The 12359-nt window shown below is 73.5% G+C and carries 10 protein-coding genes; 5 read left to right on the forward strand and 5 right to left on the reverse strand.

Translation table 11 applies throughout. The features are described 5' to 3' along the window. The first annotated feature begins 24 nt into the window (after positions 1-24). Together ACFY5B_RS25675 and ACFY5B_RS25680 are read left to right on the forward strand one after the other, a co-directional pair. Positions 25-1188: an exonuclease SbcCD subunit D gene (locus ACFY5B_RS25675; RefSeq protein WP_389972986.1), complete on the forward strand. Its 1164-nt coding sequence runs from the start codon at positions 25-27 to the stop codon at positions 1186-1188. Next, positions 1185-4181, forward strand: coding sequence for an AAA family ATPase (locus ACFY5B_RS25680; protein WP_389972989.1), 2997 nt, complete (start codon positions 1185-1187; stop codon positions 4179-4181). Before ACFY5B_RS25675 ends, ACFY5B_RS25680 begins: the two co-directional genes overlap by 4 nt. Positions 4182-4193: 12 nt before the next feature. Here the strand turns inward: ACFY5B_RS25680 and ACFY5B_RS25685 are convergent, their stop codons facing one another. Next, a complete protein-coding gene (locus ACFY5B_RS25685; protein WP_345665832.1) occupies positions 4194-4640 on the reverse strand; it encodes an Lrp/AsnC family transcriptional regulator in 447 nt (148 codons plus the stop codon). A 93-nt stretch (positions 4641-4733) separates the two neighbouring features. Between ACFY5B_RS25685 and ACFY5B_RS25690 the strand changes: the two genes are divergently transcribed. Continuing rightward, a complete protein-coding gene (locus ACFY5B_RS25690) occupies positions 4734-5207 on the forward strand; it encodes a rhodanese-like domain-containing protein (protein WP_389972992.1) in 474 nt (157 codons plus the stop codon). A 44-nt stretch (positions 5208-5251) separates the two neighbouring features. Further along, positions 5252-5770, forward strand: coding sequence for an immunity 21 family protein (locus tag ACFY5B_RS25695; protein ID WP_389972995.1), 519 nt, complete (start codon positions 5252-5254; stop codon positions 5768-5770). A gap of 90 nt (positions 5771-5860) precedes the next feature. Here ACFY5B_RS25695 and ACFY5B_RS25700 read toward each other — a convergent pair whose 3' ends face one another. Next, positions 5861-7552, reverse strand: coding sequence for a DUF885 domain-containing protein (locus ACFY5B_RS25700; RefSeq protein ID WP_389972998.1), 1692 nt, complete (start codon positions 7550-7552; stop codon positions 5861-5863). Between the two features lie 31 nt (positions 7553-7583). Then, positions 7584-8075, reverse strand: a complete 492-nt coding sequence (locus tag ACFY5B_RS25705) for an Lrp/AsnC family transcriptional regulator (protein ID WP_358325217.1) — start codon at positions 8073-8075, stop codon at positions 7584-7586. Positions 8076-8141: 66 nt separating this feature from the next. Between ACFY5B_RS25705 and ACFY5B_RS25710 the strand changes: the two genes are divergently transcribed. Further along, on the forward strand, positions 8142-9362 hold the full coding sequence (locus ACFY5B_RS25710; protein ID WP_389973447.1) for a trans-sulfuration enzyme family protein: 1221 nt from the start codon (positions 8142-8144) through the stop codon (positions 9360-9362). Positions 9363-9371: 9 nt separating this feature from the next. Here the strand turns inward: ACFY5B_RS25710 and ACFY5B_RS25715 are convergent, their stop codons facing one another. Both ACFY5B_RS25715 and ACFY5B_RS25720 read right to left on the reverse strand, forming a co-directional pair. Further along, positions 9372-10628, reverse strand: coding sequence for a GNAT family N-acetyltransferase (locus ACFY5B_RS25715; protein ID WP_389973002.1), 1257 nt, complete (start codon positions 10626-10628; stop codon positions 9372-9374). A 109-nt stretch (positions 10629-10737) separates the two neighbouring features. Further along, complete coding sequence (locus ACFY5B_RS25720) at positions 10738-12300, reverse strand: alkaline phosphatase D family protein (RefSeq protein ID WP_389973005.1); 1563 nt, start codon at positions 12298-12300, stop codon at positions 10738-10740. Positions 12301-12359 lie beyond the last annotated feature (59 nt).

The following is a 12359-nucleotide window of genomic DNA, read 5'->3' on the forward strand; positions in this document are numbered from 1 at the left end:
AGACATGCGGGTCGGAGCGGCGTCTTGAGGCTGCTGCACACCTCCGACTGGCATCTCGGCCGGGCCTTCCACCGGGTGAACATGCTCGGCGCCCAAGCCGAGTTCATCAGCCACCTCGTCACGACCGTGCGGGAGCACGCCGTGGACGCGGTGGTCGTGTCGGGGGACGTCTACGACCGGGCGGTGCCGCCGCTCGCCGCGGTCGAGCTGTTCGACGACGCCCTGCACCGCCTCGCAGGCCTCGGCGTGCCGACGGTGATGATCTCCGGCAACCACGACTCGGCCCGCCGGCTGGGCGTCGGGGCGGGGCTCATCGGGCGGGCCGGCATCCATCTCCGGACAGAACCCGCGGCGGCCGGCACTCCGGTCATGCTGGCCGACGCCCACGGCGACGTCGCCTTCTACGGGCTGCCCTATCTCGAACCGGCCCTGGTCAGGGACGAGTTCGGGGTGGACAAGGCCGGGCACGAGGCCGTTCTCACCGCCGCGATGGACCGGGTCCGCGCCGACCTCGCCGCCCGCCCGCCCGGCACCCGCTCCGTCGTCCTCGCCCACGCCTTCGTCACGGGTGGCGAACCCAGCGACAGCGAGCGGGACATCACCGTCGGTGGCGTCGCCGCCGTGCCGGCCGGGGTGTTCGACGGCGTCGACTACGTGGCGCTCGGGCATCTGCACGGCTGCCAGACCCTCACCGACCGCGTCCGCTACTCCGGTTCACCCCTGCCCTACTCCTTCTCCGAGGCCGCCCACCGCAAGAGCATGTGGCTGGTCGACCTGGCCGCGGACGGCTCCGTCGACGCCGAGCGCGTCGACTGCCCGGTGCCCCGCTCCCTCGCGCGGATCCGGGGCACGCTCGAGGACCTGCTCGCCGATGCGGACCTGACACGGTACGAGGAGGCCTGGGTCGAGGCGACCCTCACCGACCCCGTCCGCCCCGCCGACCCGATGGCCCGGCTCGCCGCACGTTTCCCGCACACCCTCAGCCTGGTCTTCGACCCCGACCGCGACGAGAACGAGTCCGAGGTGTCGTACGCCCGGCGCCTGGCCGGCCGCAGCGACCAGCAGATCGCCGAGGACTTCGTCGCCCATGTGCGCGGCGCCGGACCCGACCCGCACGAACAGGGCGTGCTGCGGGACGCTTTCGACGCGGTACGGGCGGACGAGACCGTACGGGAGGTGGCCCGGTGAGGCTCCACCGGCTCACGGTCACCGCCTTCGGACCCTTCGGGGGCACCCAGACCGTCGACTTCGACGAGCTCTCGGCGGCAGGACTGTTCCTGCTGCACGGACCCACCGGCGCGGGCAAGACATCCGTCCTGGACGCCGTCTGCTACGCCCTCTACGGTTCGGTGCCGGGAGCCCGGCAGGGCGGCGGCCAGGGCACGGCCCTGCGCAGCGACCACGCCGCGCCCGCGACCCGCACCGAGGTCACCCTCGACCTCACCGTCGCCGGGCGCCGCCTGGAGGTCACCCGTCAGCCGCCCTGGGAACGCCCCAAGAAACGCGGCACCGGCACGACCCTGGACAAGGCCCAGACCTGGCTGCGCGAGTACGACCCGACCGCCGGAGCCTGGAAGGACCTCAGCCGCTCCCACCAGGAGATCGGCGAGGAGATCACCCAGCTGCTCGGCATGAGCCGGGAACAGTTCTGCCAGGTCGTACTGCTGCCGCAGGGCGACTTCGCCCGGTTCCTGCGCGCCGACGCGGAGGCGCGCGGCAAACTGCTGGGCCGTCTGTTCGACACCCGCCGCTTCGCCGACGTCGAGAAGCGCCTCGCCGAGCGGCGCCGCACCACCGAGGCCCGGGTGCGGGACGGGGACGCGGAACTGCTGGCCGACGCCCACCGCATGCAGCAGGCCGCGGACGACGCCATGGAGCTGCCGGAACTCGCCCCGGGCGAACCGGGACTCGCCGAGGCCGTGCTGAGTGCCGCCGCCGTGACCCGCAGCACCGCCCGCGAGCAGCTCACCGTCGCCGCGTGCACGCTCACCGCGGCCGAATCCCGGCAGGCCGCCGCCGCCCGCGCCCTGGACGGGGTACGCGAACTGGCCCGGCTGCAGAGGCGGTTCGACGAGGCACAAGAACGGGCGGCGCGCCTGGAGCAGGGAGCCGAGGCCTACCGGGAGGCCCAGGCCCTCATGGAGCGGGCCCGCAAGGCCGAAGCCGTCGCGCCCGCCCTCGACCTGCGGGAAGCCTCCGAAGCAGAACACCGCCGGGCAGCCGCCGCCGAGGCACGCGCGCGTGCCCTGCTGCCGGAGACCTTCGCCGACGCGGGCGCGGCCGGACTCGCCGCCGCCGCACGCCGCGCCGCCGAGGAACTGGGCGGGCTCGACTCGGCCCGCCGCGCCGAGCGACGACTGACCGAACTCCTGCAGGAGCGGGCCGGCCTGGACCGCCAGGAACGCGCCGACGCCGACCTCCTGCAGGAGGCGGAGGCCTGGCTCGACGGCTGGGAGGAGCGGCGCACCGCACTCCAGACCCGCGTCGACTCCGCGCAGCAGGCCGCCGCCCTCGCCGAGCAGCTCGGCGCACGGCGTGAGCCCGCGCAGCAGCGGTTGCGGGCGGCCCGCACGCGCGACCAGCTCGCCCAGGACACGGACCGGGCGGTCGACCGGGTCCGCACGGCGCGGGACGAGACGCTTCGGGCCAAGCAGCACTGGCTCGACCTCAAGGAGCAGCGCCTGAACGGCATCGCCGCCGAACTGGCCGCGAACCTCACCGACGGTGAACCCTGCGCCGTCTGCGGAGCCACCGAACACCCCGCCCCCGCCCGCAAGGTCGCCGGGCACGTGGACCGCGAGGCGGAGGAGCACGCCCTCACCGCCTACCAGCGCGCCGACGAGCGGCGCGCCGAGGACGAACGGCGCCTCGGCGAGGTACGGGAGGCGCTCGCCGCCGCCACCGCGGAGGCCGGTGACACGCCGACCGCGCAACTCGACGACGAGTGCGCGGACTTGGAAGAGCGGTACGCGCAGGCCCGCAGTGCCGCCGCCGAGCTGCACGACGCGCAGGAGCGGCTCCGGCAGGCCGGGCAGGAGCACGAACGGCGCCTCGCCGCCCGGCAGGAGACCGCCGTGCGGACCGCCTCCCGGGTCGGTCACCGGGAGCGCCTGGACCGCGAACGGGCCGCGCTGGAGGAGGAACTGGACCGGGCCCGCGGCTCCTCTGACAGTGTCGCCGCGCGGGCGGCGCAGCTGGAGCGGCGGACCGCGCTGCTCACGGACGCCGCCGATGCCGCCCGCGTGGCCGAGGACACCGCCCGGCGGCTGAAGGACGCCGACGCCCGGCTGGCCGACGCCGCCTTCCGGGCGGGTTTCGAGACCCCTCAGGCCGCGGCCGACGCCCTCCTCGACCGCGCCGCCCACCGCGAACTGCAACGCCGCCTGGACGCCTGGCAGCACGAGGAGGCCGCCGTACGGGCCGTCCTCGCCGAGGCCGACACGGCCGCTGCGGCCCGGGAGCCGCGGGCCGACCCGGACGCGGCGCAGCGGGCCGCCGACGCAGCGGTCCGGCGGCTGCGCGATGCCGCCTCCGCCCACGACGCCGCCGAGCGGCGCTGCGCCGACCTCGACCGCCTCTCCGCCCGGGCGACCGCCTCCGTACGCCGGCTGGCGCCACTGCGTGAGGAGTACGACCGCGTCGCCCGGATGGCCGGCCTCGCCGCCGGCACCTCGGCGGACAACGAACGCCGGATGCGCCTGGAGTCGTACGTCCTGGCGGCCCGGCTGGAACAGGTCGCCGCCGCCGCGACCGTACGGCTGCGCCGCATGTCGTCCGGCCGCTACACCCTCGTCCACTCCGACGACCGCACCGGACGCGGCCGCAGCGGACTCGGACTGCACGTCGTCGACGCCTGGACCGGCCGCGAACGCGACACGGCGACGCTCTCGGGCGGCGAGACGTTCTTCGCCTCGCTCGCCCTGGCCCTCGGCCTCGCGGACGTCGTCACGGACGAGGCGGGCGGGGTGCGGCTGGACACGCTGTTCATCGACGAGGGCTTCGGCAGCCTCGACGACCAGACCCTGGACGAGGTCCTCGACGTGCTCGACTCCCTGCGCGAACGCGACCGCAGCGTAGGCATCGTCAGCCATGTCGCCGACCTGCGGCGCCGGGTCCACGCCCAGCTCGAAGTGGTCAAGGGCCGCTCCGGGTCGACACTGCGGCAGCGCGGCGCCGGCTGAGGTCAGCGACCCTCAGCGACCCAGGGGACGCCGGGGGAGGGGCGAGGAGTACACCACGCTCGTGGTCACCGAGCCCAGCGCCCCGATCTTCCCCGACACCTCCTCGAGGTGGCGCATCGAGCGGGCCGTCACCTTGATGACGAAACAGTCGTCGCCCGTGACGTGGTGCGCCTCCAGGATCTCGGGCGTGACGGCGACGAGGTCGTGGAAGGGCTTGTAGTTGCCGTTCGGATAGCGCAGGCGCACGAACGCCAGGATCGGCAGGCCCAGCCGCTCCGGATCCACCACCGCCGCGTAGCCCTGGATGACCCCGGCCTCCTCCAGGCGACGCACCCGCTCGGTCACCGCGCTGGCCGACATGGACACGGCACGGGCCAGCTCGGCGAAACTGGCCCGGCCCTCCCGCTGGAGGACGTCCAGGATGCGCCAGTCGGTGGCGTCCGGGGAATACTCGGTCATGCCGGAGGCATAGCAGGGGAATCCCCGGCGGATCAAGCGAAGTGCCGGGGATCGCCACTTCAGGGGCGGGACGGACGGCCGTAGCTTTTCCGCATGACCACCACCGTGAATCCCGTCCTGCGCGTCGCCCCCGCCGCTCCGGCCGAGGCCGCCGCCCACTTCCGCGCCGGTCTCGCCTTCCACACCGACGTGTCCGACGTCGCCGCCGCACTCGACCCCGGCGGCGACCCCGGCTTCGTCCTCGTCGACACGCGCTCCACCGAGGCGTGGGACCAGGGACACATCCCCGGCGCGCTCCACCTGCCGACCGCGCTCGTCCCCGAGCGGGCCGGGCAGCTCCTCGACCGGACGGTGCCGGTCGTGACGTACTGCTGGGGCCCCGGCTGCAACGGTGCCGCCCGTGCCGCCCTGGCCCTCGCCGAACTCGGCTACCAGGTCAAGGAGATGCTCGGCGGCTTCGAGTACTGGGTGCGCGAGGGCCTGGCGTTCGAGACCTGGCAGGGGCGCGAGCGCCGGGCCCCGGACCCCCTGACGGCTCCCGTGGGCGCGGACGACTGCGGCTGCTGACCCCTGATCCGCTGCCGCGAATCAGCCCTGTAGGTTCTTGCGCCATGGTGCGATACGCGGAGCCGGGCGCTGTGGAGTGGGTGGAGTCGGGCGGGGGGCCGCTGATAGCGGTACCGGAAACCGTCCTGCCGTTCTGGGCGGGCGCCGACGGCGAGGAGACGGCCTCGGACTACGACCGGGCCTGTGAGGTGGACGGCCACGTCGGCCTCCTCCCGGTCGGCGACTGCACCGCGCTGGTCCTGGGCGACGAGCCCGCCGCGACCGCCTATCTGCCCGACCACGGCATGTTCGTGCGGTGGCGCGCGGGCGACTCCGAGGAGGAACTGCTGGCGAGCGTCCCCCCGGCGACCGCCACGGCGGAGTGGGGACCGGAGACGACCTGGAAGGTACCCGGGCCCGTCCGCCTCTTCGACGCGGCCTGGCCCGGGACGGGCCTCGCGGACACCGACCAGGTCCGGGTGGCCCTGGAACCCGCCACCTACACCATCCGCACCGCACGGGTCCAGCCGGGCCCGGAGACCTGGCTGGACCTCATCAGGCTCCACCTGCGAACGCCGCGCTGACGGACGCCCTCCAAGGGCACGGGGAACCGCGCGACCGGCCACGACGGACCCGCACCCGCCCGACGACGGGGCATCCCCCGGGTGTGCGACCTACAGCTGCGACAGTTCGTCCACCAGATCGTCCAGACCCAGCGACCCCTGCGACAGCGCCGCCATGTGCCAGGCCTTCGGGTCGAAGGCGTCGCCGTGCCGCTTGCGGGCGTTCTCGCGACCCAGCAGCCAGGCCCGCTCGCCGAGCTTGTAGCCGATGGCCTGGCCCGGCATGGACAGGTAGCGGGTCAGCTCGCTCTCCACGAAGTCGGCCGGCCGGCTGCTGTGCGAGCCGAAGAACTCCTGCGCCAGCTCGGCCGTCCAGCGCTCGCCCGGGTGGAAGGGCGAGTCGTCCGGGATCGTCAGCTCCAGGTGCATGCCGATGTCGATGATGACGCGCACGGCCCGCATCATCTGCGCGTCCAGGTAGCCGAGGCGGCGCTCCGGGTCCGTCAGGAAGCCCAGTTCGTCCATCAGCCGCTCCGCGTACAGCGCCCAGCCCTCGGCGTTGGCGCTCACCATGCCGACGCTCGCCTGGTAGCGGGAGAGGTTCTCCGCCACGTGCTTCCACTGGGCCAGCTGGAGGTGGTGGCCGGGCACGCCCTCGTGGTACCAGGTCGACACCAGGTCGTAGACCGGGAAGCGCGTCTCGCCCATGGTGGGCAGCCAGGTGCAGCCCGGGCGCGAGAAGTCGTCCGAAGGCGGCGTGTAGTAGGGGGCCGCGGCGCTGCCCGGAGGGGCGATGCGAGACTCCACCCGGCGCACCCGCTCGGCCAGGTCGAAGTGGGTGCCGTCGAGCGCGTCCATCGCCTCGTCCATGAGGCTCTGCAGCCAGTCGCGGACCTCGTCGACGCCTTCGATGTGCGTGCCCCGCTCGTCGAGGTGGGCCAGCGCCTCCCACGGCGTACCGGCGCCCGGCAGGATCTTCTCGGCCTCGCTCTTCATCTCGCCGAGCAGCCGGTGGTACTCGGACCAGCCGTAGGCGTACGCCTCGTCCAGGTCGAGGTCCGTGCCGTTGAAGTAGCGCACCCAGCGCGCGTACCGCTCCCGGCCCACCACGTCCGGCGCGCCCTCGATCGTCGGCGCGTACACGTCCCGCATCCAGTCGCGCAGCCGCACGACCGCCTCGGTGGCCGAGCGGGCGGCGGCGTCCAGCTCGGACCGCAGGGCCTCGGGTCCGGCGGCCGCGTACTGCTCGAACCAGCCGTGCCCCTCGCCGTCCGCGTCGGCCCACTCACCGAGCTGCGTCACGAAGGTGGCGGTGGCGCGTGGGCCGGCGTACAGCTTCCGCTCCAGGCCGAGCGCCAGGGACTCCCGGTAGCCCTCCAGCGCGGCCGGGACACCGCGCAGCCGCTCGGCGATCGCCGTCCAGTCCTGCTCCGTCTGCGCCGGAGTCACGGTGAACACCTGCCGCACCGCATGGGCGATGGAACTCAGGTTGCTCACGGAGCGCAGGCTCTCGTCGGCCTCGTGCACCGCGAGTTCGGCGCCCAGTCGCTCGCGCAGCAGCCGCGCGCACCGGCGCTCGATGTCACTGTCCGCGCCGGGCAGCCGCTCGGCCTCGTCCAGCCGGGCCAGCGTCCGCCGCGCCAGCTCCGCGAGCGCCTCCTGCCCCGCGGGCGAGGTGTCGGGCAGCCTGCTCGAACTCTCCTTGTCGCCGAGGAACGTGCCGGTGATCGGGTCGAGGGCGACGAGCTCGTCGACGTACGCGTCGGCGACCTCTCGGGGCAGCGGGCTCTTGATCTCAGACATGCGGCCATCCTCGTACGACGGACCGCACACGTCACGCGGATTGAGCCGAGGGCGAAGGCGGCAGCAGCGGCCCGCACTCCCACTGCTGGAAGATCAGCCGGGTCTCCACCCGCGCCACCTCCCGCTGCGACGTGAACTCGTCCAGCACCAGCCGCTGCAGGTCGGCCATGTCGGCGACCGCGACATGGACCAGATAGTCGTCGGGACCGGTCAGGTGGTACACCGTCCGCGACTCCGGCAGGACCCGGATCCGCTCCACGAAGGGTCCCACCAGCTCCCGGCGGTGCGGCCTGACCTGCACCGACAGCAGTGCTTCCAGCCCTCGCCCGAGTTTGGCCGGATCCAGCTCGAGCCGGTGCCCGAGGATCACGCCCGAGCGGCGCAGCCGCGTCACCCGGTCCAGACAGGTCGACGGCGCCACCCCGACCTGCGCGGCGAGATCCCGGTAGGTCGCCCGGGCGTCGTTCTGCAACAGCCGCAGCAGATGGAGATCCACCGGATCAAGTACGACAGATTCAGCCATCGGCCGAACGTAGCACGGGAGACGCCCCCGAGAGCCCGGCCGATGTTCACCCTTCCCCCCATGGACATGGACACAACGAGCACGCGCGCCCACGACGCCATACGCACCGCACCGCGAGCCCTCGCCACCGAGGCCGTGCACGCCGGGCGGGACGACCTCGCCCGGCAGGGGCTGCACGCCCCGCCGATCGACCTGTCCACCACCTACCCGTCGTACGACAGCCGTGGCGAGGCGGCCCGCATCGACGCCTTCGCCACCACCGGCGCCGAGCCGGACGGCCCGCCCGTCTACGGGCGGCTCGGCAACCCGACCGTCGCCCGCTTCGAGACCGCCCTGGCCCGCCTTGAGGGCACCGAGGCGGCAGTGGCGTTCGCGAGCGGCATGGCCGCGCTCAGCGCCGTCCTGCTCGTCCGCGGCTCCATGGGCCTGCGGCACGTCGTCGCCGTACGCCCCCTCTACGGCTGCAGCGACCACCTGCTGACCGCCGGGCTCCTGGGCACGGAGGTGACCTGGACCGACCCGGCCGGCGTCGCCGACGCCCTGCGCCCGGACACCGGACTGGTCCTGGTCGAGTCCCCGGCCAACCCCACACTCGCCGAGGTCGACCTGCGGGCCGTCGCGCACGCCTGCGGCTCGGTGCCGCTGCTGGTGGACAACACTTTCGCCACGCCGGTCCTCCAGCGCCCAGCCGAGCACGGTGCCCGGCTGGTCCTGCACAGCGCCACCAAGTACCTCGGCGGGCACGGCGACGTCCTGGCGGGTGTGGTCGCCTGCGACGAGGAGTTCGCGGGACGGCTGCGCCAAGTGCGGTTCGCCACCGGCGGAGTCCTGCACCCGCTGGCCGGCTACCTGCTGCTGCGCGGCCTGTCCACCCTTCCCGTCCGGGTCCGGGCGGCCTCCGCCACGGCGGCCGAACTCGTCCGCCGCCTCGCCGCCGACCCGCGCGTCGCCCGCGTGCACTACCCGCGCATCGGCGGCGCGATGGTCGCCTTGGAGGTGCACGGCGACCCGCACGAGGTGATCGGCGCGGTCCGCCTGATCACCCCGGCGGTGAGCCTCGGCAGCGTCGACACCCTCATCCAGCACCCGGCCTCCATCAGCCACCGCATCGTCGACGCCGACGACCGCAGGGGAGCCGGGGTGAGCGACCAGCTCCTGCGCATGTCGGTGGGCCTGGAGGACGTGCATGACCTCTGGGCGGATCTGGACTCAGCCCTGGGACGACGCCCAGAAAGGGGCGCGGGGAACGGCGCGGACAACCACGCAGCACCCGCACTCGCCAACTGACGTACACCCCTACGACGCGGAGGCGCTCCCCAGCTCCTCCGCACTCGTCACGACCGCCTCACCCAGCCGCGCCGTGATGACCAGCGTCCCCTCCTCGACCTGGTAGTCGAGAGGAAGCCCCAGCCCCCGCATGGCGGCGACCATGCCCGTGTTGGACGCCTGCGTCACGGCGTACACGCTGGAGCACCCCGCCTCGACGGCCAGGGCCACCAGCCGCGACAGCAACTCCGCCCCGACACCCCGCCGCTGCCACGCGTCCTCGACGAGCAGCGCGACCTCCGTCTCGTCCCCGTCCCACAGGAGGTGACCGAGCCCGACGATCCGCCCGGATGCCGTCTGCACGGCGAGCGTGCGGCCGTACCGGGGACTGAGCAGGTGGGTGAGGTACCGGTCGGCGTCACCGACGGGCCCGTGATAGCGCAGCTTCAGCGTGCGCGGCGAGCACCGCTCGTGCATCGCCCGGGCCGCTTCGAGGTCGCGTGTGTCGGCCCGCCGCACGGTGATGTCGCTGCCCTCGGCGAGTGTGAACACGTCCCGTCCGTGCGGCAGGCGCGGTCCGAGCCTGGCGTCCAGCTCCACCAGAGCCCTCGCCCGGGCGAACTCGGTCGGTGTGAACGGCAGATACGGCCGTTCCACGATGATCACTCCGCCTTCGGGGGCGCGCAGCCGCAGCACCGTGTCGTCGAGGGCCCCCTCGACGGCGAGGCTCTCCGGTGCCCGGCCCTCACCGGCCGGCGCGGGCAGGGACCGGATCGTGCACCGGCCCAGCAACTGACGCAGGGCCAGCGGCAGTTCCGCCGAGTCCAGGGCCGTGCGGGCGGCCAGCCCGAGGACCCGGGTCGGCGCGTCCACCAGGTCGTGGGCGTCGGCCCGCTCGATCCAGGTGTCGGCGCCACCGGCCGACTCGACGGCCGTGGTGATCGCGGACGCCGGCAGGCCGTCCGGGCCCCGCAGCAGGAACTCGTCGACCGTGCCCTCGGCCAGCGGGTGCGTCTGCAGGCTGAGGATGTCGACGCGTCGCCCGGCCAGGGCGCTGCACAGCGCCGCCAGTGACCCCGGTTCCTCCCGAACCGTGGTCCGCATCCGCCACAGGGTGTTCGCCCCCGGCACCGGCTCCGGTGCCGGGGACCCGGTATCACTCGTGGGTGGCGCGTGTTCCTGGCGCCGTGTCCGCCAGGCGTGGAACGCCGCCGTGGCCCGCTGCCACGAGGTGGCGGGGCGGCAGTTGTCGTCTGCGTGCGTCACTTGAGTCACTTCTCGCGTCATGCACCCACTGTGACGGAACGGTGTTGCGTGATCGCGAACGCATTGTGACCGATGGGTAAAGGGGGCAGTTTGCCCCCTTCGTCGACGCCTCAAACGTTGAGTTCCGTACCTACTGGCCGACCAGGCGCGGCTGGAGGGTCTGGGTGAACAGTACGGTGCCGTCCTGCTCCCGCAGACGCACCGTCAGCTCGCCGTTGTGGCCATCGATGTCGACCTCGCCGAAGAACTGGTAGCCACCGGCGGGGGAGACGTTGGCGGTGGTCGGCGCCTTCACGAACACGCGGTCCGGGCCGAAGGTGCCGTCGAGCGCGTTCGCCGGGAAGGCGCCGGCGTTGAGCGGGCCCGACACGAACTCCCAGAACGGCTCGAAGTCGGTGAAGGCGGCCTTGGACGGCAGGTAGTGCTGCGCCGAGGTGTGGTGCACATCGGCCGTCAGCCACACCGTGCCCGTGATCCGCCGGTGCTTGACGAACCGCAGCAGTTCGGCGATCTGCAGCTCACGCCCCAGGGGCTTGCCGGGGTCGCCCTGCGCGACGGCCTCGATGTTCTGACCGTCCGGGACGACCAGCCCGATCGGCATGTCGGAGGCGATCACCTTCCACACCGCCCGCGAGCGGGACAGCTCGCGCTTGAGCCACTCCAGTTGCTCCCGGCCGAGGATGCCCTGCTCGTCGGTGGTCTGGTCGTCGGGCGAGTTCGCGTTGCGGTAGGTGCGCATGTCCAGGACGAACACGTCCAGCAGCGGGCCGTGGTGCTGCACGCGGTAGACCCGGCCGTCGGGGCGGCGCAGCGTGGAGATCGGGAAGTACTCGGAGAAGGCCTGGCGGGCACGTGCGGCGAGCACGTCGACGCGCTTCTCGGTGTACCGCGTGTCGGTGAGGATCTCGCCCGGGTACCAGTTGTTGACGACCTCGTGGTCGTCCCACTGGACGATGGACGGCACCCGGGCGTTGAAGGCCCGCAGGTTCTCGTCCAGCAGGTTGTAACGGAAGTTGCCGCGGAACTCCGCCAGCGTCTCGGCGACCTTGGCCTTCTCCTCGGTCGTGACGTTGCGCCAGGTCCGGCCGTCGGGCAGGGCCACGGTCTCGGTGATCGGGCCGTCGGCGTAGATGTTGTCGCCGCTGCAGAGGAAGAAGTCCGGGTCGAGGGCGCCCATCGCCTCGTAGATGCGGTAGCCGCCGTGCTCCGGGTTGATGCCCCAGCCCTGCCCGGCCAGGTCGCCGGACCAGACGAACCGCACGCCGTCGCGGCGTTTGGCGGACACCGTGCGGAACGTGCCGGTGACCGGCTCACCGGCGCGGCGCGGGTCGTCCGGGTCGGCGAGCAGCACGCGGTAGTGGATCTGCTCGCCGGACGGCAGGCCGCGCAGCCGGGTCGTGCCGGTGAAGTCGGTGCCAGGGCCCAGCAGCGGCCCGTGCCATCTGCGGGTGTTGCGGAACGACTCGGTCGCCGACGTCTCGACGATCATCCGGGCCGGCCGGTCGGAGCGCGCCCACACCAGCCCGGAGTCGGAGGTCACGTCGCCCGCCTGCACCCCCCACCCCGCCGTCGGGCGCCCGGAGCGGGCGAAGGCGGGCGCCGCGCCGAGAGCGGTGGGCAGGGACAGGGCCGCCGACGCGGCGAGGGAGCCACGCAGGACGCTACGGCGCCCGGGCAACGGACGGTGTGACATGGATGCGCCTCCAGGGACGGGATCCGGCCAAGTGTGCAGAGCCACAACTACTGGCACGC

The sequence above is a fragment of the Streptomyces sp. NPDC013187 genome, from assembly GCF_042899705.1.
Taxonomy (GTDB): domain Bacteria; phylum Actinomycetota; class Actinomycetes; order Streptomycetales; family Streptomycetaceae; genus Streptomyces; species Streptomyces hawaiiensis_A.